18 protein-coding genes are annotated in these 22,330 nt (G+C 72.7%); 10 read left to right on the plus strand and 8 right to left on the minus strand.

The window, feature by feature from the left end:
* The first annotated feature begins 45 nt into the window (after positions 1 to 45).
* Positions 46 to 3,231, plus strand: coding sequence for a UvrD-helicase domain-containing protein (locus tag V6U82_RS12425; protein ID WP_334460984.1), 3,186 nt, complete (start codon positions 46 to 48; stop codon positions 3,229 to 3,231).
* Between the two features lie 9 nt (positions 3,232 to 3,240).
* On the opposite strand, the gene V6U82_RS12430 is transcribed toward V6U82_RS12425, so the two are convergent.
* Both V6U82_RS12430 and V6U82_RS12435 read right to left on the minus strand, forming a co-directional pair.
* Entirely contained in the window at positions 3,241 to 3,870 is a 630-nt protein-coding gene (locus tag V6U82_RS12430) for an A24 family peptidase (protein WP_334460985.1), read from the minus strand.
* Positions 3,871 to 3,881: 11 nt separating this feature from the next.
* Positions 3,882 to 4,889, minus strand: coding sequence for an EamA family transporter (locus V6U82_RS12435; RefSeq protein WP_334460986.1), 1,008 nt, complete (start codon positions 4,887 to 4,889; stop codon positions 3,882 to 3,884).
* Positions 4,890 to 4,974: 85 nt separating this feature from the next.
* Here V6U82_RS12435 and V6U82_RS12440 point away from each other — a divergent pair, with 85 nt between their 5' ends.
* Both V6U82_RS12440 and V6U82_RS12445 read left to right on the plus strand, forming a co-directional pair.
* Positions 4,975 to 5,775 carry an LppU/SCO3897 family protein gene (locus tag V6U82_RS12440; RefSeq protein WP_334460987.1) on the plus strand — a complete coding sequence of 267 codons (801 nt, stop codon included), beginning with the start codon at positions 4,975 to 4,977 and terminating at the stop codon, positions 5,773 to 5,775.
* 165 nt (positions 5,776 to 5,940) lie between these two features.
* Positions 5,941 to 7,176 (plus strand): ATP-binding protein, encoded by a 1,236-nt coding sequence (locus V6U82_RS12445; RefSeq protein ID WP_120572553.1) that lies wholly within the window; start codon positions 5,941 to 5,943, stop codon positions 7,174 to 7,176.
* Positions 7,177 to 7,207: 31 nt separating this feature from the next.
* On the opposite strand, the gene V6U82_RS12450 is transcribed toward V6U82_RS12445, so the two are convergent.
* A complete protein-coding gene (locus V6U82_RS12450) occupies positions 7,208 to 7,753 on the minus strand; it encodes a GNAT family N-acetyltransferase (protein ID WP_334460988.1) in 546 nt (181 codons plus the stop codon).
* Between the two features lie 135 nt (positions 7,754 to 7,888).
* On the opposite strand from V6U82_RS12450, the gene V6U82_RS12455 reads away from it, so the two are divergent.
* A complete protein-coding gene (locus V6U82_RS12455; protein WP_120572551.1) occupies positions 7,889 to 8,434 on the plus strand; it encodes a DoxX family protein in 546 nt (181 codons plus the stop codon).
* A gap of 206 nt (positions 8,435 to 8,640) precedes the next feature.
* Positions 8,641 to 10,065 carry a glycosyltransferase 87 family protein gene (locus V6U82_RS12460; RefSeq protein ID WP_128138268.1) on the plus strand — a complete coding sequence of 475 codons (1,425 nt, stop codon included), beginning with the start codon at positions 8,641 to 8,643 and terminating at the stop codon, positions 10,063 to 10,065.
* Between the two features lie 9 nt (positions 10,066 to 10,074).
* On the opposite strand, the gene V6U82_RS12465 is transcribed toward V6U82_RS12460, so the two are convergent.
* The 5 genes from V6U82_RS12465 to V6U82_RS12485 form a co-directional block, all read right to left on the minus strand.
* Positions 10,075 to 10,500 carry a molybdenum cofactor biosynthesis protein MoaE gene (locus V6U82_RS12465; RefSeq protein ID WP_334461080.1) on the minus strand — a complete coding sequence of 142 codons (426 nt, stop codon included), beginning with the start codon at positions 10,498 to 10,500 and terminating at the stop codon, positions 10,075 to 10,077.
* Positions 10,501 to 10,535: 35 nt separating this feature from the next.
* Positions 10,536 to 11,795 (minus strand): molybdopterin molybdotransferase MoeA, encoded by a 1,260-nt coding sequence (locus V6U82_RS12470; RefSeq protein ID WP_334460989.1) that lies wholly within the window; start codon positions 11,793 to 11,795, stop codon positions 10,536 to 10,538.
* 37 nt (positions 11,796 to 11,832) lie between these two features.
* Complete coding sequence (locus V6U82_RS12475; protein WP_013477514.1) at positions 11,833 to 12,303, minus strand: MogA/MoaB family molybdenum cofactor biosynthesis protein; 471 nt, start codon at positions 12,301 to 12,303, stop codon at positions 11,833 to 11,835.
* Entirely contained in the window at positions 12,300 to 12,791 is a 492-nt protein-coding gene (gene moaC, locus V6U82_RS12480; protein WP_252451841.1) for a cyclic pyranopterin monophosphate synthase MoaC, read from the minus strand. Before moaC ends, V6U82_RS12475 begins: the two co-directional genes overlap by 4 nt.
* A 235-nt stretch (positions 12,792 to 13,026) precedes the next feature.
* Positions 13,027 to 16,041 carry an AfsR/SARP family transcriptional regulator gene (locus V6U82_RS12485; protein WP_128137949.1) on the minus strand — a complete coding sequence of 1,005 codons (3,015 nt, stop codon included), beginning with the start codon at positions 16,039 to 16,041 and terminating at the stop codon, positions 13,027 to 13,029.
* A 544-nt stretch (positions 16,042 to 16,585) separates the two neighbouring features.
* Here V6U82_RS12485 and V6U82_RS12490 point away from each other — a divergent pair.
* The 5 genes from V6U82_RS12490 (at position 16,586) to V6U82_RS12510 (ending at position 22,327) form a co-directional block, all read left to right on the plus strand.
* The gene (locus tag V6U82_RS12490; protein ID WP_334460990.1) at positions 16,586 to 19,120 is read left to right on the plus strand and encodes a putative bifunctional diguanylate cyclase/phosphodiesterase; all 2,535 of its coding nucleotides are present in this window, start codon (positions 16,586 to 16,588) and stop codon (positions 19,118 to 19,120) included.
* 40 nt (positions 19,121 to 19,160) lie between these two features.
* Positions 19,161 to 20,504 carry a glycosyltransferase 87 family protein gene (locus V6U82_RS12495; protein WP_334460991.1) on the plus strand — a complete coding sequence of 448 codons (1,344 nt, stop codon included), beginning with the start codon at positions 19,161 to 19,163 and terminating at the stop codon, positions 20,502 to 20,504.
* Positions 20,501 to 21,133, plus strand: coding sequence for a phosphoribosyltransferase (locus V6U82_RS12500; protein ID WP_334460992.1), 633 nt, complete (start codon positions 20,501 to 20,503; stop codon positions 21,131 to 21,133). Before V6U82_RS12495 ends, V6U82_RS12500 begins: the two co-directional genes overlap by 4 nt.
* Before the next feature lie 23 nt (positions 21,134 to 21,156).
* Positions 21,157 to 21,552, plus strand: coding sequence for a TFIIB-type zinc ribbon-containing protein (locus tag V6U82_RS12505; protein ID WP_334460993.1), 396 nt, complete (start codon positions 21,157 to 21,159; stop codon positions 21,550 to 21,552).
* Between the two features lie 94 nt (positions 21,553 to 21,646).
* Positions 21,647 to 22,327, plus strand: coding sequence for a maleylpyruvate isomerase N-terminal domain-containing protein (locus tag V6U82_RS12510; protein WP_334460994.1), 681 nt, complete (start codon positions 21,647 to 21,649; stop codon positions 22,325 to 22,327).
* Positions 22,328 to 22,330 lie beyond the last annotated feature (3 nt).

Here is a 22,330-nt window from a genome sequence, read left to right on the forward strand (position 1 = left end):
GCGTGGCGACGGGCGGGCGGGGGACCGGACGTGACAGGATGCGGCGTGCCTCCGTTCAGCGCCGCACCCCCCGGTGGCCTCCCGCCGTACGTCGCGGATCTGCACATCCACTCGAAGTACTCCCGCGCGTGCAGCCGCGACCTGACCCTGCCGAACCTGGCCTGGTGGGCCCGGCGTAAGGGCATCGGCGTGCTCGGCACCGGCGACTTCACCCACCCCGCCTGGTACGACCACCTGCGCGAGACGCTGCACCCGGCCGAGCCGGGCCTGTACCGGCTCTCGCCCGACGCGGAGCGGGACGTCGCCCGGCGGCTGCCGCCCCGGCTCGCCAGTGAGGCGGAGGCGGACCCGGTCCGGTACATGCTGAGCGTGGAGATCTCCACGATCTACAAGCGCGACGACCGCACGCGCAAGGTGCACCACCTGATCTACCTGCCGGACCTGGACGCGGTGGCCCGGTTCAACACCGCGCTGGGCCGGATCGGCAACCTCGGCTCGGACGGACGGCCGATCCTCGGGCTGGACTCCCGCGACCTGCTGGAGATCACGCTGGAGGCGAGCCCGGACGGCTACCTGGTGCCCGCGCACATCTGGACGCCCTGGTTCTCCGCGCTCGGCTCGAAGTCCGGCTTCGACGCGATCGCCGACTGCTACGCCGACCTGGCCGAGCACATCTTCGCGGTGGAGACCGGCCTGTCGTCCGACCCGGAGATGAACTGGCGGGTCAGCAGCCTGGACCGCTACCAGCTGGTGTCGAACTCGGACGCGCACTCGCCGCCCGCGCTGGCCCGGGAGGCCACGGTCCTGACGGCCGCCCGCGACTACTTCGCCATCCGCGAGGCGCTGCGTACCGGCGACGGGCTGGCGGGTACCGTGGAGTTCTTCCCGGAGGAGGGCAAGTACCACGCCGACGGGCACCGCCTGTGCGGCGTGAACTGGTCGCCGGAGCGGACCCGCGAGGCGGGCGGACGCTGCCCGGAGTGCGGCAAGCCGCTGACGGTGGGCGTACTCAGCCGGGTCGAGGAGCTGGCGGACCGCCCGGCGGGGCACCGTCCGGCGCACGCCCGCGAGGTGGCCCACCTGGTGCCGCTGGCCGAGATCCTGGGTGAGCTGAACCAGGTCGGCGCGCGGTCGAAGAAGGTCGAGGGCAAGCTCAACGAGCTGATCGCCGCGCTCGGCCCGGAGCTGGAGATCCTGACGCGTACGCCGATCTCCGAGATCGGCCGCGTCGGCGGCGAGCTGCTCGCGGAGGGCATCGGCCGGCTGCGCCGCGGCGAGGTGCGCCGGGTGCCGGGCTACGACGGCGAGTACGGCGTGATCACGCTGTTCGACCCGGCGGAACTGGGCGCCTCGGGTGCCCGGGCCGGGCAGGAGACGCTGTTCGACGTACCGGTGCCCGCGCAGCGGCGGCCCGCGGAGCCGGCGCCGAAGCCGAAGGCCAAGCGCCCGGCGGCGGCCCGGCCGGAGCCGAAGCGGACGCCGCCGCCCGCGCCCCCGATCGCGCCGCCGCCGTCCCCGCACGAGCCGTTCGAGCCGATGCTCGCCGGGATGGAGGAGGTCGGCACCGGTCTGCTGGACCGGCTGGACGCGATGCAGCGGGTGGCCGCCTCGGCGCCGGGCGGCCCGCTGCTCATCGTGGCCGGTCCGGGCACCGGCAAGACCCGGACGCTGACCCACCGGATCGCGTACCTGTGCGCGGAGCTGAACGTCTTCCCTGATCAGTGCCTGGCGATCACGTTCACCCGGCGGGCGGCCGAGGAGCTGCGGCACCGGCTGGACGGGCTGCTCGGCCCGGTCGCCGAGGACGTCACAGTCGGCACGTTCCACTCGCTGGGCCTGACCGTGCTGCGGGAGAACGCGGCGGCGGCCGGGCTGCCGGCGGACTTCCGGATCGCCGACGACGCGGACCGGGCGGCGGCGCGCGCCGAGGCCGGCGACGACGACGAGCGGTACACGGCGCTGCTGCGCAAGCGGGACCTGGTCGACCTGGACGAGCTGCTGACGCTGCCGGTGTCGCTGCTGAAGGGCGACCGGAAGCTGGTCCGCGAGTACCGCGAGCGGTGGAAGTGGATCTTCGTCGACGAGTACCAGGACGTCGACGCGGTGCAGTACGAGCTGCTGCGGCTGCTCAGCCCGCCGGACGGCAACCTGTGCGCGATCGGTGACCCGGATCAGGCGATCTACTCGTTCCGGGGCGCCGACGTGGGCTACTTCCTGCGCTTCTCGCAGGACTTCACCGACGCGCGGCTGGTCCGGCTGAACCGCAACTACCGCTCCTCGGCGCCGATCCTGGCCGCCGCCGTGCAGGCCATCGCGCCGTCGTCGCTGGTGCGGGGCCGGCGTCTCGACCCGGCCCGGCTCGACCCGGAGGCGCCGCTGGTCGGCCGGTACGCGGCGAGTTCCGCCCACGACGAGGCCGACTTCGTGGTCCGTACCGTGGACGAGCTGGTCGGCGGCCTGTCCCACCGCTCGCTCGACTCGGGGCGGATCGACGGACGGGCCACCTCGCTGTCCTTCTCCGACATCGCGGTGCTGTACCGCACCGACGCGCAGGCCGCGCCGATCGTGGACGCGCTGGCCCGGGCCAACATCCCGGTGCAGAAGCGCTCGCACGACCGGCTGCGCGATCGTCCCGGCGTGCCGGCCATCGCCCGCGAGCTGCGCCACGCCGGTCTGGACGGCTCGCTCGCCGCCCGGGTACGCCAGGCCGGGCAGATCCTGGCCGAGCGCTTCGCGGTGCCGACGCTCGACGGCTCCGGCGCGGTACGCCCCGAGGACGTCCGCACCGCGGTGGACCTGCTCACCCCGCTGGCCCGGCGCTGCGGCGACGATCTCGACCTGTTCCTCAACCAGCTCGCCACCGGCGCGGAGGTGGACGCGCTCGACCCTCGCGCCGAGGCGGTCACGCTGCTCACGCTGCACGCCGCGAAGGGCCTGGAGTTCCCGGTGGTGTTCCTGGTCGGCGCCGAGGACGGCCTGCTGCCGCTGCGCTGGCCCGGCTCCGAGCCGGACGACGACGCGGTGGCCGAGGAGCGCCGGCTGTTCTTCGTCGGGCTGACCCGGGCACAGGACCGGCTCTACGTCAGCCGCGCGGGCCGCCGCGCCCGGCACGGCGCGGAACGCGACACCCGCCCGTCGCCGTTCCTCGACGTGATCGACCCGGCGCTGTTCGAGCGTCTGGACTCGACCGAACCCCGCCGCCCGAAGGACCACCAGCTCCGGCTGATCTGACGGCACCTCTCAGGTGAGGACGGCGGCGAGCCATGCGCCGCCGAGCAGCGCCGGGCCGAACGGCACCGGCGTGTCCCGGCGTACCCGGCCGGCGGCGAACAGGACGAGCACCGCTGCTCCGGCGAGCATGTGCGGCAGGAGCAGCCCGAGTCGCAGCGCCGGCCAGCCGAGCCAGCCCAGCGGCAACCCGAGCGCGGCGGCGAGCTTCACGTCGCCGAAGCCGAGCCGGGCGCGGGGCAGCAGTGCCAGCAGCGCGTACCCGATGAAGGAGAGCGCGGCTCCGGCCACCGCGACGACCAGGCGGCGCGGTTCACCGGTCGCCGCCGTGGCAGCGATCAGGCCGAGCCCTCCGCCGAGCGCGACCACGCCGACGAGCGGGTCGGGCAGCCGCAGCGCTGCCACGTCGGTGACCGCGAGGACCAGCCCGGCGGCGGCGACCGGCAGCAGCGCGGGCAGCGCCGGCTCGCCGCCCCGGGCGGCGGCGAGCCCGCCGAACACCACAGCACCGAGCAGGGCGAACGCGCTCCGGCGCGGGGCACCGCCGGCGGGAACTGTGACGAACGACCGGCCGACCGGGACGGCCGCCCACCCGGCCGCCGTGCCGAGAAGCGCGACCCCAGTCACCAGCAGTGCCGACACGGGCCGGGACGCTACCGCCCGGCCGGCTCCGCGGATGCCCCGTCGACGGCTGGTGGCGGGGACCGGCGGGGTCGCTCGGTGCTGACCACCACCGCCACGCCGACCACGATGACCGCGCCGCCCATCAGCACCTGCGAGGTGATCGGTTCCGCGACGAACAACGCGCCGAGCGCCACCGCGACCACCGGGTTCACGTACGCGTACGTGGAGACCAGGGAGATCGGCGCGTGGGCGAGCAGCCAGACGTACGCGGTGAACGCGACGAGCGAACCGGCCACCATCAGGTAGGCCATGGCCGCCCAGGACCGCCCGGTCACGTCGGCGAAGGAGAATCCGCGCAACTCGCCACGGGCCACGCCGACGAGCGCGAGCACCGCCGCGCCGGCGACCATCTCGTAGACGGTGGCGACGAACGGGTCGGCGGGCATCAGGATCTTCCCGGACAGGTACGAGCCGACCGACCAGCTCGCCGCCGCGGCGACCACCGTGAGCGCGCCGGCCACCGGCACGCCGTCCACCCCGTCGCGGGGCAGCACGAGCAGGATCAGGCCGGCGAAGCCGAGCGCCACCCCGAGGAACGTCCACGGCCGGGGCCGGTCCCCGCCTGCCGTCCGCAGCAGCACCACGAGCAGCGGCACCGTGGCGACGAGCAGCGCGGCGACACCGGAGGGTACGGCGGTCCCGGCCGGGCCGGACTCGGCGAGCACCACCAGACCGTTGCCGCCGGCCAGCAGCAGCACGCCGACGAGCGCGGCGGAGCCGACGCGGCGCGCGGGCACCCGCAGGGCACCGGGTCCGCGCCGCAGGCGCAGCACCACGGCGAGCACCACCGCTGCGGCGGCGAACCGCATCGCCGCCGAGATGAGTGGCGGCAGGGACTCGACAGCGACCCGGATGCCCAGGTAGGTCGAGCCCCAGAGCAGGTAGACCAGCACGAGGGCGGTCCAGATCAGCGCGGTGCGGGCCGGCGGCGTCGCGGAATCGACGACGTTCGTCGCACTCGTGGGGCGTGAGCTCATCGTGGGACCACGCTACGGTGACCACGGCGTCGGCGTCCCCAGTTGGTGGCCGGCCTCTCAGCACTGGCGTACGCAGGAGGCGTTCATGTCGAACTTCGGTCCACCGGGCGGCGGCTCTCCCGAGCCCTGGGGACGGCCCGACGACGGCTACGCCCCGCAGCCCGACCCCCGCTACGCACCGCAGGGCGACCCGCGTTACGCCCCGCAGCCCGACCCGCAGTACGGCCCGCCGCCGGGCGCGCGGCCGTACGGGCCGCCCGCCGATCAGTACGGTCCGCCCACGCAGCAGTACGGGCCGCCGACGCAGCGCTACGAGCCGGGTCCGGCCTGGTCCCCCGGGCCGCCGCAGCAGGGCCACCCGGGCGACCCCTACGCCGGGCCGCAGTACGGCGGTGGCCAGCCGCCGTACGCCGAGCCGACGCCCCCGCCGAAGCGCGGGAAGGGCCCGTTGCTGGTGGTCGTGATCGTGCTGGCGGTGCTGCTGCTGGGCGGCGCCGGGGCGTACTGGCTGCTGGGCCGGGACGAGCAGACCCCGACCGGCGGCACGACCGCTGCCACCCCGCCGGCCGCGGATCCGAGTGAGGCGCCGCCGAGCGAGCCGGCCGACACGACGCCCACGACGGCGGCCCCGGCCTCCTCGACCGATCCGCGCTTCGTCAAGGCGGGCCAGTGTGTCGCCAACGAGGGTGGTGGCGGTCAGCCGAAGCTGGTGATCGCCGACTGTGCCCCGAAGACGTACGAGGTGCTGCGCCGCATCGACGGCGCGACGAGCGGCAAGAAGGACGCGGAGGCGAAGTGCGGGAAGGTGGCCGGCTACACCGACTGGTACTTCTTCGACAGCGAGCTGGACACACTCGACTTCGTGCTCTGCCTGAAGCGCCGCTGAGCGCCGACAGGGCCGCCGGGCGCGGCGCGTGAGGACCGGTAGCCAAAACTAGGGCTGTCTAGCATCCACGCTAGACAGCCCTAGTTTTGTGTCGACGCCGACACGCGGTAGCCGCCTCTACGCACATCTAGCCTGGTCGCTAGAGAACCCGATACTGTGCGATTCGTGGATCCGGTCCGCAACCCGTACGCACCGGGCGCCGGCCAGCGCCCGCCCGAACTCGCCGGGCGGGGGCGGGAACTGGACGTCTTCGACGTGGTGCTGGAACGGATCGCCCGCGGCCGCCCCGAACGCAGCCTGATGCTCACCGGCCTGCGAGGAGTGGGCAAGACGGTCCTGCTCAACACGCTGCGCTCCGAGGCGATCAACCACCTCTGGGGCACCGGCAAGATCGAGGCCCGGCCGGACCAGTCGCTGCGCCGGCCGATCGCCGCCGCGCTGCACATGGCGGTCCGCGAACTGGCGCCCCGGCACCGCGCCCCGGACCGGATCGACGCGTTCCTCGGCGTACTCAAGGCGTTCGCGCAACGCTCCGCACCCACCGGGCGCGGCGGCGCGGCACCAAAGCTGCGCGACCGCTGGCAGCCCGGCATCGACGTGCCCGCGAGCAGCGGGCGCGCCGACTCCGGCGACATCGAGATCGACCTGGTCGAACTGCTCAGCGACGCGGCGGCGGTCGCCACCGACGTCGGCACCGGCATCGCCGTCTTCATCGACGAGATGCAGGACGTCGGCGCCGAGGACGTCTCCGCGCTCTGCGCCGCCTGCCACGAGCTGTCCCAGCTCGGCGCGCCGCTCATCGTCGTGGGCGCGGGGTTGCCGCACCTGCCGGCCGTCCTCAGCGCCGCCAAGTCGTACTCCGAGCGGCTCTACCGCTACCAGCGCATCGACCGGCTCGACCGGATCGCCGCCGACCAGGCGCTCTGCGCGCCGGCCGAGCGGGAGGAGGTCGAGTACGAGCAGAAGGCCCTCGACCTGCTCTACGAGAAGTCCGGCGGCTATCCCTACTTCGTCCAGGCGTACGGCAAGGCCACCTGGGACCACGCGCCCCGCTCCCCGATCACAGCGGCGGACGTCCGGGTCGCCGCTCCCGAGGCGGAGGCCGAGCTGGCGGTGGGGTTCTTCGGCTCCCGGTTCGAGCGGGCCACGCCCGCCGAACGCGAGTACATGCGCGCGATGGCCACGCTGGCGCTGGTCGACGGCGAGGAGGGCGGCCGGGACGACATGGACGCGGCGGTGCCGACCGCCGAGATCGCCCGCGCGCTCGGCCGCAAACCGGCCAGCCTCTCCCCGGCCCGGGACGCGCTGATCAAGAAGGGGCTGATCTACTCCGGCGAGCGGGGGACCGTGGCGTTCACGGTGCCGCACTTCGGCCGCTACCTGCGCACCCAGCCCGCCTGACCGTTCGGGCCGCTGAGGCCGTTCGGGCCGCTCAGACCCGCGACCACGGCGGCGGGAAGACCACCTCGCCCGCCGGCGGTGGCGGCTCTCCGCTCGCCGACGGCGGCAGCACCAGCGCCTGCCACGGCTCACCCAGCCCGGACCAGGGACTGGTCAGGCCGAGTCGGTCCGCCGGGCCGAACCCGAACCGCCGGTAGTACGCCGGATCCCCCAGCACCACCACCAGCCGCTCGCCCAGCTCGGCTGCCGCGTCCAGCGCCGCCTGCACCGCCGCCGTGCCGTGCCCCAGCCGCTGCCGGTGCCGCGCCACCGCCACCGGACCGAGGGCCAGCGCCGGCCAGGTGCCGCGTTCGGTGCGTACGCCGACGCGCGTGAGCAGCGCGTACGCCACCACCTCGCCGCCGTATTCGGCGACCATGGCCAGCTCCGGGATCCACGCCGGGCTGTGCCGCAACTCCTCTACCAGGCCGACCTCCGGTGGGGTGGCCACGTCGGGGCGAGCGAAGGCGGCGGCCAGCACCCGGGCCACCGGCGCCTCGTCGGCCGGGCCCTCCGGGCGTAGTCGCAGCGTCGTCACCCGCGCGACCTTACCGAACGCAACCGGTCCATCCGCGACGGTCGCTGAAATCGATACCGTTCGGACGTCCACGTCGGCCGATACCTTTCGTGTGTTGCGGGGATGACGACGCCCTCGACGGGGTAAGACTGAGCCATGAAGCCCGTGCGCTCCCTCGCCCGAGTCATGTTGAGCGGCATCTTCGTGGTCAGCGGCGCCCGCAACCTGCGCAATCCGGAACGCCTGGTGCAGGCCGCGGAACCGGTCACCGGGAAGGTCGCCCCGCTGATCCAGAACGTGCACCCCCGCATCCCCACCGACACGGTCTCGCTGATCCGGGCCAACGCGGCCACCCAGCTCGTCGGCGGCCTGATGTTCGCCACCGGCCGGTTCACCCGTCCGGCCGCGCTGGTGCTCGCGGCCACGCTGATCCCGACCACCGCCGCCGGTCACGCCTTCTGGAACAACGACGACCCGGCCGCCCGCAACAACAACCAGATCCACTTCCTGAAGAACCTCGGCCTGCTCGGTGGCCTCCTCCTCGCCGCCGCCGACACCGAGGGCAAGCCGGGCCTGCGCTGGCGCGCCGGCCACCGGATCGACCACTCACGCCGGTCGGTCAAGCGCGCGGTCCGCACCGCGCGGCGCGAGGCGAAGATCGCCGTACGCTCCGCGTCGACCGCCCGCCGCATGCCCGGCTGACAAGCGTTTTCGTACGGCCACCACCCCCCGCAAGGCCACCAATCACCTGAACCGTCCGAGACCCGTTAACGCGGTGGAAATGTCAAAAACACGTGTGGGATCGGACACGGTCGCGTAACGCGGGAGGCAGCAACGTGAGGCGCCGTTCTAGGCTCCGTTCTGGACCTGGACGGGTACGACGACCTTGGTACGGGGGTGGCCACGCCATGCCGGCGACAGTCGGTAGACGGACCAACCGCCTCGCCCCGACCTCCCGCGTCGACCGCCGGATCGTGGTGCGTCTCGGCGTCGTCGCCGCCGTGTCGTACGCCGCGTGGCTCGCCATCGGCGCTTTCGGACGGCCGTACAACTTCTTCGACATGAAGATCTACCACGGCGCGGTGCTGTGGTGGGCCGGCGGCAACGAGCTGTACGACTTCGTCGCGCCCTCGACCACGCTGGGCTTCACCTACCCGCCGTTCGCCGCCCTGGTCATGCTGCCGATGTCCTGGCTGCCGGTCGACGGCGCCGGTTTCGTCAACGCGCTCGCCAGCATCGGCGCGCTCGCTGTCGTCCTCGCCGCGCTGCTACGGCCCATCGTGGACCGCCTCGGCTGGCCGCTCTGGTTCACCGTCGGCATCGCCACCCCGCTCGCGGTCGCCATCGAGCCGTCCCGGGAGACGCTCGGCTACGGGCAGGTCAACCTGCTGCTCTTCGTGCTGATCATGGCGGACATGGTGGGCCTGCGCTGGCGGGCCAAGCGGGGCACCCACTACGAGACGGCCGATTCGCCCCTGGCCCGGTTCGTCTACAGCGGCGCCTGGGCCGGTGTGGGCATCGGGCTCGCCACAGCGGTCAAGCTCACCCCGGCGCTGTTCGTGGCCTACCTGATGCTCACCCGGCAGTGGCGGGCCGCGCTCACCGCCGTCGGCACCGCGATCGGCGTGACCGTCGTGACGTTCGGCGTACTCGGTGAGGAGTCCCGCGCGTACTTCACCGGCGTGCTGTGGCAGACCGAGCGGGTCGGCGCGGCGGACATGACCGCCAACCAGTCCCTCGCCGGTCTGCTGGCGCGGCTCTACGACTCGATCGAGACGCCCGGCCTGCTCTGGCTGGCGTTCTCGGTGCTGATCCTCGCGCTGGGCCTGTCCCGGGCGATGAGCGCCCGCGCCGACGGCGACGAGCTGACCGCGTTCACGCTGGTCGGGCTCACCGCCAACGTGATCAGCCCGATCTCCTGGTCGCACCACCTGATCTGGGTCATCCCGGCGATCATCGTGCTGGCCGACGCCGCGGTACGCCGCCGCGAAGCCAGCCGCGGCCTGCCGCCACGCGGCACCGGCGGCCCGTCGGCCAACGGCGTGCCGGCACTGCGCCCGCCGATCTGGTACCCGACGCTGACCGGGCTCCGCCACGGCGTCGGCGCGCTCGGGCTCTACCTGCTGTTCCTGATCTCACCGATCTGGCCGTACGAGCACCAGCTCCCCGAGGTGTCCCACTACCAGGACGGCCTGTTCGGGGCGTTGATGGAGAATTCCCTGGCCATCGCGCTGATCGTGCTCGTCGCGGCGCTGCCGTGGCGTCCTGGCGCCGAGCCGGCGTTCTACCACGAGCGGCTGGCCCGCACCGCCGCGCTGGCCGCCCGGCGCTGAGCGGACGGTTCAGGGGCAGTTCACCCACTCCTCGGTGCCGTCGTCGAAGACCTGGCGCTTCCAGATCGGCAGCCGCGCCTTCACCTCGTCGACCAGGCGTGCGCAGGCGGCGAACGCGGCCGCCCGGTGGGCCGTGCTGACCGCCGCCACCAGTGCCACGTCCCCGATCTCCAGCGGGCCGATCCGGTGCGACACCGCCACCGCGTACACCTGCGGGTCGGCCGCGATCTCGGCCGCCACCTCGCGCAGCACCGCCTCGGCGGTGGGGTGGCCCTCGTACTCCAGCCGGGTGACCCCCCGCCCGTGGTCGTGGTCGCGGACCACGCCCTGGAAGGACACCACCGCGCCGGCCCGGCGGTCGGCGACCGCCGCCTCGTGCGCGGCCAGGTCGAGCGGCCGGTCGGTCACCGCGCCGAGCACCACGCCTGCTTCCACTGTCACGACGTCTCCCGTCGGCTCGTTCGTCGCGCTCAACCGAATCGCTCCCCGGGGGTCAGCGGCAGCGGCACGAGCGGCACCCGGTCGCCGGCCGCGCCGCTGGCGCCGGGCCGGATCACCGCGAACCCGTCCGCGCCGGCCAGCCCGCGCAGCATCGCCGAGCCGACGTGCCGCACGGGGAACGCGGTGCCGGCGACGCGGTCCCAGCGGGCCAGCGCCAGATGGGTGTAGTCGCCGCGCCCGGGAATCGGCTCGGCGAGTGTCACGTGCGGCAGCACCGGCATCGGCCGTCCGGTGAGACCGGCGAGCAGGGGCGCCACGAGCGACACGAGCGCCACCACCGCTGACTGCGGGTTGCCGGGCAGGCCGGCCACGAACCGCACCCGCCCGTCGCCGTCCACCAGCCGGGCGAGCAGCATCGGGAAACCGGGACGCACCGCCACGGTGTTCACCACGTAGTCGGCGCCGAGCGCCTCCAGCGTCGGGTGCAGGTGGTCGACCGGGCCGTGCATGGTGCCGCCGGTGGTGCAGACCAGGTCCGCGTTGGCGAGCGCGCCCCGCAGCGCCGCCACGTGCGCGGGCAGCGTGTCGGCGACCGGGCCGACCACGTCGGCCGCGCGCACCTGGCAGCCGTAGCGGCGCAGCCAGGCCGGCACCGACGGGCCGAGCGCGTCCCGGACCCGGCCCGCGCCGGGCGGACCGGAGGTGAGCAGTTCGTCGCCGAAGACCAGCAGCGCGGCGCGGGGCGGGCGGCGGACCCGCAGCGTGTCGAGCCCGCAGGAGGCGGCCAGGCCGATCACCGCCGGGTCCACGGGCGTGCCGGCGGGCAACAGTTCCTCCCCGAGGTACGCCTCCTCGCCCGGCTCCCGCCACTCCGGCGCCGGGCGGGGCGTGCCGGACACCAGGCCGTCCGCCGTACGCGTCGACTCCTCGATCCGCAGGATCGCGGTCGTGCCCTCGGGAACCATCGCACCGGTGGCGATCTCCACGGTGCTGCCGTCGGCTTCCAGCGCAGGTGCGGTGTGCCCGGCGAGCACCCGTCCGACCACCCGCCACGGACCCGGGCCGCGCACCGCCCAGCCGTCCACGCTGGAGGTGGGGAACGCGGGCAGGTCGGTACGCGTGGTCAGCGGCTCGGCCAGGGTGTGCCCGTCGGCCTCGGCCAGCGGACGGGCGACCGCGGGAAGCGCGGCGGACAGGCCCACCGCGTACACCCGGGAGCGGGCCTCCTCCCACCCGGCCGGGGGTGGCGTGCCCGCCTCGGCCGCGGCGGCTTCGGTTTCCGTGCTCATCCGGCGAGCCTAGCGCCGGGGCACGCGCCTCGCGGGTTCAGTGGTCGCCGCCGCGAAGCTGGTCGACGGCGTGCCGCAGGATCGGCCCGAGCACCGCCAGGCCGTCGCGGGCGCCGCCGCGCGAACCGGGCAGGTTGACCACGAGCGTCCGGCCGGTCACCCCGGCCAGCCCGCGGGACAACGCCGCCGTCGGCACGGTGTCACGGCTGTGCGCGCGGATCGCCTCGGCGATGCCGGGGATCTCGTAGTCGAGCAGCGCGCGCGTCACGTCGGGCGTGCGATCGGTCGGGGTGATGCCGGTGCCACCGCTGGTCAGCACCACGTCGACGCCGTCGGCGCGGGCCGCGCGCAGGGCGTCGCCGACCGGTTCGCCGTCCGGCACCACCACCGGAGCGTCGACCTCGCACCCCAGCTCGCGCAGCCCGGTCACGAGCAGCGGGCCGCTGGTGTCCTCGTACACCCCGGCGGCGGCCCGGTTGGACGCCACGATCACCCGGGCCCGGATCACGGCCGGTCCTCCGGCCGGACCCACTCGCCGGTCTTGCCGCCCTCCTTGCGGAGCACCCGCACGGCGTCCACCGACGCGGCCGGGTCGACCGCCTTCACCATGTCGACCAGGGCGAGGCCGGCGACCGCCACCGCGGTCAGTGCCTCCATCTCCACGCCCGTGCGGTCGGCGGTCTTCGCGGTGGCGGTGATCTCCACCGTGTCGGCGGTGAGCTCCAGGTCGACGGTGACGCCGTGCAGCGCGATCGGGTGGCACAGCGGGATCAGGTCGGGAGTGCGCTTGGCGCCCATGATGCCGGCGAGCCGGCCGACGGCGAGCGCGTCGCCCTTGGGCAGGCCGTCGCGGCGCAGCAGGTCCACCACCTCGGCGGTGGTGCGGAGGCGGCCGGCGGCGACCGCGAGCCGGCCCGAGACCGGCTTGGCGGAGACGTCGACCATCCGGGCCGCACCGGCCGGGTCGACGTGGGTGAGCTGCGCGGGTTCGGTCACGGCCCGACCCTATCCGCCGGGTACGACGCTGCGGGCGCCCCGGCCTGCGGCGGGGAGGAGCGTCGTGTCGGGTGCCGATGCACGACGCTCCTCCCTCACCTGCCCACCGCCGATTCGCTGGGGGGAACTGGCGGTGGGGGCCTCGTCCGGCCGGGTCCGCTCTGGCGGTGAACCCACCCCGTGGCCGATACCGGGGACGCTAACGAACGCCGCGATAAGAAATCGATAAGCCGGTTCAGTGGCTCATGCCGAGGAGCAGAGCGCGGACGCGCTGCTGTTCCGGCCCACCGATTCGCTCGAAGATCGCCAGCGCCCTCTGCCACAGCCGGCGCGCTTCGCCCGGATCCTTGTCCACTAGGAGGCTACCGAGCCGAGCCAGAGCACGGCCTTGTTCCTGCGGGTGTGCGATACGGGTGGCCAACTTCAGAGCCTGCTCATGCAGGCGGATCGCTTCCTGTGGATCTCCCTGGGCCCCGGCGGTCGTTCCGAGCTCGTTCAAAGCGGCGCACTGAGCGTGGCGTTCACCGTTGTCGAGCGCCAACCGCAAGGCCGTTTCGTGCTGATGACGAGCCTCGTCCAGCCGCTCGAGCTCGCGTAGGGCGATGCCGAGATCCACCCGAAGCTCCGGCTCGCCGTAACGATGGCCGGTCCGATCCCGTAGCCGCAGCGAAGCTTCCATGATCCGAACAGCAGGTTCGAATTCCCCCATCCTCGACCTGACCATACCGATGTGCCCCAGAGCATTGAGCAATTGAAATTGGTCTGATGCGGATCTCGCCAGGAACAGGTGCAGTCGATGAAGTTGCAACGCCTCCTGGTACCTACCGATTGCTGCCAGCGCGATGCCGTGATTCGGTAGCACGAGGTCAATCCAGGCATGGCGACCCAGCAAAACCTCCCGTCGTAGATACGCGCCCAATTGCGCTGCCGCCTCTAGTTGCCCGGTCAACCAGTAGACGACCGTAAGATTGGCACGGAAGCGAGCCGCCTTACGCGTGTCGCCCAACTCCTCATAGATCTCAACCGCTGATTCCACCAGCTTGGTCGCTGCGGGATAGTCACCGGTTCGCACGTAGGCGGAGGCGAGGTAGTTCTGCATCTGGGCGGTCGCCTCTCGATCACCGAGACGCTGGGCTGAGCGCAAACCACACCGGTGGGTCGACAGCATGTCATCGAAGTACGTTCTTATGTAGAAGAAGCGCCAAAGCGAGCGCGCCAGCCGCCAGGAGAACTCGTCGCTACCTATTTCCGTGGCGTACGCGACGAGAGCGGTAAGGGTAGTCCGTTCGCGTTCCAGCCACTCTATGTCCGGGCTGATCGCCGCGACCAGATCCGGGCGGGAAGGTGGTTCGGCGGCCAGTTCGCTCCCCATCAGACGCGGCTCCAGCTCCGCCGCCACGGACAGTGCTGCGTGAAGACACAGCTCGAGAAGGCGGTCCGTCGCCTCCCTTAGGACCCGCGGGGGATCGATGCGCCGCGAGAGCTCACTGGCGTACTCGCGAACCAGGTCGTGCAACCGATAGCGCCCGTTCGCCTTCTCCTCGAGCAGATGGCGATCGACCAAGTCGTCAAGAACCCGCTCGGTCTCGGGAAGCGGGAGATTGACCACCGCCGCCGCCATCGGTGAACTGAGATCGTCGCCGGGATGGAGCGCGAGAAGCCGGAACACCTGCCGGCTTCGCTCATCGAGCGGTTCATAGGAGGTCGAGAATGCGTCGACCAACGTCCGGTCACCTACTGCGATCTGGCCTAGCCGACCGCGCTCATCGGCGAGTCGAGCCGCCAGATCTGCAACCAGCCAACTCGGGCGGTGCGCCAACCGTGCTCCGGCAAGCCGTATGGCCAGGGGAAGATAGCCGCAGCGGCGTACCACCTCGTCTGCCGCCTCCTCCTCTGCTCGCACCCGGTCTGCACCAGCAGTGGAGGCAAGCAGGGCGACGGCCTCGGCGGGGGTCAGGACTTCCAGTGACTCCGGAACTCCAAGTTCGGTTGCGAGCAGCCTCGACCGCGTGGTTATCAGCACCACGGTTCCCACGCCTTCGGGCAACAGCGGGAGCACCTGCTCAACGCTTGCCGCGTTGTCCAAGACCAGCACCGTCCTGCGTTGTGCCAACTCACGGCGCCAGAGATCGGCTCGATCCTCGAAGTCGGTCGGCACCCGCCCTGGAGGCACGCCCAACTGCCGAAGCAGGGTCAACAGCACCGCCTGCGGTTCCAGAGCAGCAGTTTCTCCGTGCCCTCGCAGGTCGACGAACAACTGGCCATCCGGATGCTGCGTTCGCAACATCTCGGCCAACCGGACTGCGAGAGTCGTCTTGCCGCAGCCTGCCATCCCGTCGATCACCTGGACGACGGCCGCCTGCTCAGAACGCCTCATGATTTCGCGCAGCAGCCGGTCCAGCACGTCCTGGCGGCCGACGAAATCGGTTGTCGGCCGAGGAAGCCAACTTACGGAAGGTGCCGCCCGAGGGCTGCTGGACGCCGACAGGTCAGGCGAGTGCGGCAGTCGTCGACCGGTCTCGAGTGCCTTTCGATGCAGCTCGTCCAGCCGCGGACCCGGCCGCACGCCCAATTCTTCATCCAGCGCCGCACGCGTGGACCGGTAGACGGCAGCCGCACCGGCCGAGTCCTCACTGGCAAGCAGAGCTTCCATGAGAACCGTCTGAAGCCCTTCCCGGGTGGGTTGACGGGCGGCATGGGGTCGAAGAAGCCGGATGGCATCCTCCGGTTGCCCAGAGCTCAGGTGGAAGCCGGCCAGGAGCACCAGCGCAGCCTCGTATTCCCGCTCGGCCACTTCGCGGCGGGCGGACAACACGGGCCCCAGCGGCAGCCCGGGAAGAAGTGAACCCGACCAGTTGTCGACGGCATCGGTGAGCACACGGATTGCGGCGCTTGCGTGGCCTTCGTCGGCCAAGGCACGCGCGTGGGCGATCTGACGCTCGATCCGGGCCAGGTCAACGGCGTCCGGGCTGATCAACAGTTGGTATCCGCCCGGTCGGCGAACGACCATCGCTTCTCCGCCGGCATCCACGAACGTCCGTCTGAGGTTGGCCGCATATGTGCGCACGTTAGGCACGGCCGACCGAGGAGGCGAGTCTGGCCACAGCTCGTCCACCAGCTTGTCGAGCGTCACGAGCCGACCCGCATGAACGGCGAGCATCCCCAGGACAAGCTGCTGCTTCGGGGTACCGAGGTGCACCGAGCCGCCCTCGTAGTACGCCGCCAGGCCGCCGAGGACCCGAATCTTCACGCCGTCCGACTCCGGATTTCGCGAACTCAATTACGCTAGTCCAAATCCTAGTCTTCACTGCGGGCCGTCGCTGACCGGCTACCGAGGAGCAGGGGCGCCACCGATGCGGCCATTGAGGCATGAAAGCTGCGCCGCCCGACGGTTGTATTCCCGTCTAAGGGTCACCCAGGCTGACAGCATCACACGTGGTGCGGTCGACCTTGGTTGCAATCCGCAACCGGGCAAGCACCGGCAGGATGCTGGTGACTTCGCTCTGCATCACCACGATGGACAGAACGTCATTAATTAGCACAGACTTAGCTGATATTGCGCATAGCGACATTTATGTCTTCTAACCAGGACCTTTCCTCTCCTAGGCTCCTTTCGAGGTTTTGCCCCGCCGTAAAGGCTTCGAAAAGAGCAGGAAAGGAGTTCGGCGATGCGCGGTAGCGAGTGGCACTGAAAATGCGGCACTTTTCGCCGAGAAACTCCTCGCGGTAAGCTCTTGGTCACGCCGCTGGCAACCCACCAGCACGTGCGTCAGCCTCTCAGCCCTGGGAGCTGCATGAGTCGCACCGCCGGACGACGCGATGCTGGGACCGATCGACGCCTGCTGACGCTCGTCGGTCTCATCGTCGTTCTCGCGTCAGGCGTGGTGGTCGGCGCCATCGCCTCCCTGCCCCGGACTCTTCCCGATTCGGTCCGGGATATCGGGACCTTCGCCACGCTCATCTTCATGATCACGCTGGGCGGTGTCGTCAAAGCGTCGATCCGGGTCCGCTCCACCACGCACTCCATCGCCTGGGTGGAAACAGCTGTGGTGATGGGTGTAGCGATCGCACCGGCCTCCTGGGTCGTCGCCAGCACCGTGCTGGGTGTCGCTGCGTCCTCGATCATCCTGCGTCTGCCGGCGATCAAGTCAGCCTTCGGAATCGGGAAGAACGTGCTGATCGCAGGCGGCACGGTGGCCGTCGCGTCGCTCCTCGACTGGCCGGGTGAGTCGCCGTCGATAGGTGGCCTCATAGGCACCCTGGCCATCGTCTACCTGGTAGCGGCACTACTCGATGATCTCCTGGCCATGCCGGTCATCGCACTCGCGTCCGGGACACCCATCGTCCGCCAGTTCCGTACCGACCTCGACCTGCGGGTCGCCGGGTTCGCGGTCCGCTTCCTCGTCGCCGCGTGCACAGTACTCATCCTGCGGGCAGACCCCCGATTGCTGCTCGCCGTGCCACCGCTCGTCCTCAGCCTGCACCTGGCCTACTCCGCCCGGATCCGCACCCGCACCGAGCAGCAGGCGTGGCAGCGCCTGGCCCGCGCCACCGACGCCCTCAACGTGGTCGACCTCGACCAGGTGCTCACCACCGCGGTCACCGAGGCCAGCGAACTCTTCTCCGCCGACGAGGTCGAGATCGAGCTGCGCGACGGCGGACGCACCGTCCGGGGCAACGGCACCGACATCGCGTACGACGGAACGGCCCCCCAGCCCAGCGCCGTCGACGGTCAGGTCATGCCGGTCCCGCTGGAGGGCCACGACCGCACCGACGACGTCGGCGTGCTGCGACTGCGGTTCGCCGGCCCGGTCGAGCTTTCCGAACGCGAGCAGTACACCCTGCGTACCTTCGCCTCCGCCCTCTGCACCGCGGTCCGCAACGCGCAGGCGTACGCCGAACTCGCCCGCATCGCCGAGGACCACGCCTACGCCGCCACCCACGACGCCCTCACCGGCCTGTCCAACCGGCGGCACCTGCTCGACGAGGGCAGCGCCCAGCTCACCACCCGGCACGCCGACGGCGTCACCGCCCTGGTCCTGATCGACCTCAACCACTTCAAGGAGGTCAACGACACCCTCGGGCACGGCGCCGGTGACCGGGTACTGATCCAGGTCGCCGAACGGCTGCGCGACGCCGCGAACCCCAACGACCTGGTCGCCCGGCTCGGCGGCGACGAGTTCGCCGTCCTCCTGCGGGGCCTGCCCGCCCCGGCCGTCGCCGCCCACCGCGCCGAGGCCCTGCTCGCGGCACTGCACGACCCGCTCGACCTCGACGGCATGCGGATCAGCGTGGAGGCCAGCGGCGGCATCGCCGTCGCCCCCGCCACCGGCGGCATGCCGGAACTGCTGCGCCGCGCCGACGTGGCCATGTACCAGGCAAAACGCGCCGGCCAGCGCGTCGCCACCTACGCACCGGCCCGCGACACGGCCGACCTGAGCCGGCTCACCCTCGGCGGCGAACTGCCCCGCGCCGTCGCCGACCACGAGTTCACTGTCAACTTCCAGCCCATCGTCGACCTGGCCGGCGGCGAAGTGATCGGCGCCGAAGCCCTGGCCCGCTGGCACCACCCCACCCACGGGCTCATCGACCCGCTGCGCTTCCTCGAAGCGGTGGAACGCTCCGGGCTGCTCCCCGCGTTCGCCGAGGCGATCCTCGACCAGGCACTCATCGCCGCCGGCTCCTGGCGCGACGCCGGCTTCGACCTGCCCGTCTCGGTGAACGTGTCGCCGCGCAGCCTGCTCGACGCACGCTTCCCCGGCGCCGTGCTGGCCCGGCTGCGCGCCCACGACCTCCCGCCGGACCGGCTTGTGCTGGAACTGACCGAGACGCTCACGCTCAGCCAGCTCGACGTGGTCGACCGCGTACTCAGCCGCCTGCGTGACTCCGGCGTCCGGCTGGCACTCGACGACTTCGGCACCGGCTACTCGTCGCTCTCCCTGCTCTCCCGCATCCCCGTACACGAACTGAAGATCGACCGCAGCTTCGTCGGCGCCATGGAGACCGCCCCCGAAGCCGCCGCCGTGATCCGCTCCACCCTCGACCTCGGCCGCAGCCTCGACCTCACCGTCGTCGCCGAGGGCGTGGAGAGCGAACCGCAACGCCGCGCGCTCTGGGAACTCGGCTGCGCCGCCGGCCAGGGCCACCTGTTCGCCCGGCCGCTGCCCGCCGCCGCGCTGCTCGCCGCCCTCCAGCGCGGCCACGGCGGCCGGACCGGCGCGCTCGCACCCGCGCTGCACGACGCCGGCGCCGTCATCCGCCTCCCCGGCCGCCGCACCGGCCGCACCCGCCCGTCGCCCCCCGCCGCCACCGACGCCCGGCAGCCCTGACCCGGCTCGGCCACCCCGCCGGTCTGCCACACTGGCCCGCGTGACCGCCCACGCCGACCCGGCAACCCCCGTCTCCCGCCGCTGGTCGGCACTCGACACCGCCGCCGGCGGCCTCGCCCTGGACCTGGGCCTCTACGCCGCCGCCACCGTCTTCGCCGCGATCACCGCCGCCACCTCCACCCTCCCGCCGCACCGCGCCTGGGGCACCGTCGCCACCATCGGGTACGCGCTCGCCACGCTCGCGGCGACCACCCAACTGTTCGCCCGTCGCCCCCACCCCGGCACCCCCCTGGCCGGCCTGCCCGCGCGGTGGACCGTCGCCGGTCTGACCTGGGCCGCCACCGCGCTGCTGCCGATCGTCACGCAGAGCATCGAACGCGCCGGTGGACGCACCGACCGCGCCCAGGAGGAGGTGATCGTGGTCGAACACGCCGGCGCCCGCCTCGCCGAGCACGGCACCCCCTACCTCGGACCCGACGCCATCGCCGCCCTGCCCCCCGGCGAACAACTCCTCGGCTACACCCCCTACCAGCCCGGCATGGCGCTGTTCGGGCTGCCCCGAGCCGCCGTCGACGCCTGGTGGACCGACTCCCGCGTCTGGTTCGCCCTGGTCACCGCGCTCACCCTCGTCGCCCTCGTCGCCACGCTGCGCGCAAGCGGCAGCCCGGCCGCGGCACGCCGCGACGCCGCCGTCCTGCGCGCCGTCCAGGCCGCCACCGTCCTGCCCGTCTGCGCGCTCACCCTGGCCACCGGCGGCGACGACCTTCCCGTACTCGCGCTCTGCCTCCTCGCCCTCGCGCTCGCCGCCGCCGGACGACCCGGCCGGGCCGGCCTCGCCGTCGGCGCCGCCGGCGCCCTGAAACTCTTCGCCTGGCCGGTCGCCGTCGTCCTGATCTTCTGGGCCGCCACCCGCCGGGCCGCACTCCGCACCGCCCTCGGCGCCATCGGCCTGCCCGTCCTCGCGCTCGTCCCGGTGCTGCTCGTCGACCGCGACGCCCTCGTCGAGAACGTGCTGCGCTTCCCCCTCGGCCACGGCCTCGTCACCAGCCCCGCCCAGTCACCGTTCCCCGGGCACCTCATCGCCGAGACACTCCCCGCCGGCCGCGCCGTCGCCGCCGCGCTGCTCGTCGCCGCCGGACTGGCCATCGCCGTCCGGCTGCTGCGCCGCCCGCCCGGCACCGCCGCCGCCACCGCCCTCATCTGCGGGTACGGGCTGCTCGCCGCGATCCTGCTGATGCCCTCCACCCGCTTCGGGTACCTGCTCTACCCGGCCGCCCTGCTCGTCCTCGCCCCCGCGCTGGCGCTCACCCGACCGGACGACCCGGCGGCATTCCCGGCAACCGCCCCGCGCGATCCGGCCGGAAGGCGTACACCTGAGAGATGACCACCTACCGCGACCGGGCCGAGGCGGGACGCGAACTCGCCGAACGCCTCACCGACCTCGCCGGCCGGCCCGACGTCATCGTTCTCGGCCTGGTCCGCGGCGGCGTACCCGTCGCCCGGGTGGTCGCCGACCGGCTCGGCGCACCACTGGACGTGCTCGTCGTCCGCAAACTCGGCGTGCCCTGGGCACCCGAGGTCGCGTACGGCGCACTCGGCCCCGGCGGCGTCCAGGTCCTCAACGAGATGGTCGCCGGCCGGATCAGCGACAACGACAGGGCCCAGGTCCGCCGCCGCGAACAGGCCGAACTGGAACGCCGCGAACAGCGCTACCGCGGCGGCCGACCACCGCTCGACCTCACCGGCCGCACCGCCGTCATCGTGGACGACGGACTCGCCACCGGCGCCACCGCACGCGCCGCCGTCCAGGTCGCCCGCCACCTCGGCGCCGCCCGCGTCCTGGTCGCCGTCCCGGTCGGCTCCGAGCAGGCGTACGACATGCTCGCCGCCGAAGCCGACACGGTCGTGAGCAGCCAACTCCCGCACGACTTCACCGCCGTCGGCGCGTACTACGAGGACTTCCACGAGGTTTCCGACGACGAGGTGACGCGGGCGCTGACCGCCACCGCGTGAAAACACCCGGTACCGTCGTTGTCATGCAGATGACCTGTCCTAAGTGCCGCGGAGAGATGCGCCAGTACGAGCGCAGCGGAGTAGTCATCGACCAGTGCGGCGAATGCCGGGGCATCTTCCTCGATCGCGGCGAGCTCGAGAAGCTGTTCGAGGCCGAGGCCAACTGGAACCGGCAGCACGGCGGCGCCCCGCAGCAGGCCGCGCCGGCCGGTGCCGGCTACCCGCCACCCCCGCCGCCCCCGCCCGCCGCGCCGCACCAGCCCGGCTACGGCGCCGTCCCCCCGCCCCCTCCTCCGCCGCCGCCCGGCCACGGCTACGCGCAGCCCGCGTACGGCCACAGCCAGCAGCAGCACTACGGCTACCACGGCCACTACCGCCGGAAGAAGAAGCACGGCTTCCTCGGCGAACTGTTCGACTGACCGCCGACCACGCGCACGCCGGGCCGGTGCACCGCATCGACCCGGCGCGCTCGTCGGCGTGCCGCACCTGCCACACCGTGGCAGGCTGCTCGGCATGAGCCCGATCCGGCAGCACGAGGCGCTGGCCCAGGCGTACGACGGCATCACCGCCGTGGTCACCCCGCTCGACGACGCCGGCCTGCAACGACCCACCCGCTGCCGCGGCTGGCTCGTCGCCGACCTGCTCTTCCACGTGCTCTGCGACGCCCAGCGCGCGCTCGTCGCCCTGGCCAGCCCCGCTCTGGGGCCGGCCGACGTGGACGACGTCAGCTACTGGCGTGCGTTCGCCCCCGGCGACGACGACGCGGGCACAGGCCACGCCTGGTGGGCCCGCCGCTCCGCCGCCGCCTTCGACCGGCCCACCGGCGTGGTCCGCCTCTGGGCCGACACCGCGCCCGCCGCCGTCCGCGCGGCCACCGCCGCCGACCCCGACGGGTACGTGACCACGCAGGGCCACGTGCTGCGCGTACCCCATCTGCTCGCCACCCTGACCACCGAGGCGGTCATCCACCACCTGGACCTGGTGGTGGATCTACCGGACGCGCCGCGGCCGGCGGCGAACCCGACGCGGGTCGCGGTGACCACGATGGACGGACTGCTCAGCGACGACGCGGTGCGGCCGGCCGGCTGGGACGACCACGACTACCTGCTGAAGGCCGCCGGGCGGGTGCCGCTCACCGACCGGGACCGGCTGGAACTGGGCGAGGCAGCCGGATGGTTCCCGCTGCTCGGCTGACGC

The sequence above is a fragment of the Micromonospora sp. CPCC 205554 genome (assembly GCF_036902745.1).
GTDB classification, from domain to species: domain Bacteria; phylum Actinomycetota; class Actinomycetes; order Mycobacteriales; family Micromonosporaceae; genus Micromonospora; species Micromonospora tulbaghiae.

What these genes read in the sequence shown, in the direction of transcription:
- V6U82_RS12435 (WP_334460986.1), bottom strand. Translation starts at nt 4,889, where the DNA reads ATGAGCTCACGCCCCACGAGTGCGACGAACGTCGTCGATTCCGCGACG.
- V6U82_RS12440 (WP_334460987.1), top strand. Translation starts at nt 4,975, where the DNA reads ATGTCGAACTTCGGTCCACCGGGCGGCGGCTCTCCCGAGCCCTGGGGA.
- V6U82_RS12455 (WP_120572551.1), top strand. Translation starts at nt 7,889, where the DNA reads ATGAAGCCCGTGCGCTCCCTCGCCCGAGTCATGTTGAGCGGCATCTTC.
- V6U82_RS12460 (WP_128138268.1), top strand. Translation starts at nt 8,641, where the DNA reads ATGCCGGCGACAGTCGGTAGACGGACCAACCGCCTCGCCCCGACCTCC.
- V6U82_RS12470 (WP_334460989.1), bottom strand. Translation starts at nt 11,795, where the DNA reads ATGAGCACGGAAACCGAAGCCGCCGCGGCCGAGGCGGGCACGCCACCC.
- V6U82_RS12490 (WP_334460990.1), top strand. Translation starts at nt 16,586, where the DNA reads ATGAGTCGCACCGCCGGACGACGCGATGCTGGGACCGATCGACGCCTG.
- V6U82_RS12500 (WP_334460992.1), top strand. Translation starts at nt 20,501, where the DNA reads ATGACCACCTACCGCGACCGGGCCGAGGCGGGACGCGAACTCGCCGAA.
- V6U82_RS12505 (WP_334460993.1), top strand. Translation starts at nt 21,157, where the DNA reads ATGCAGATGACCTGTCCTAAGTGCCGCGGAGAGATGCGCCAGTACGAG.
- V6U82_RS12510 (WP_334460994.1), top strand. Translation starts at nt 21,647, where the DNA reads ATGAGCCCGATCCGGCAGCACGAGGCGCTGGCCCAGGCGTACGACGGC.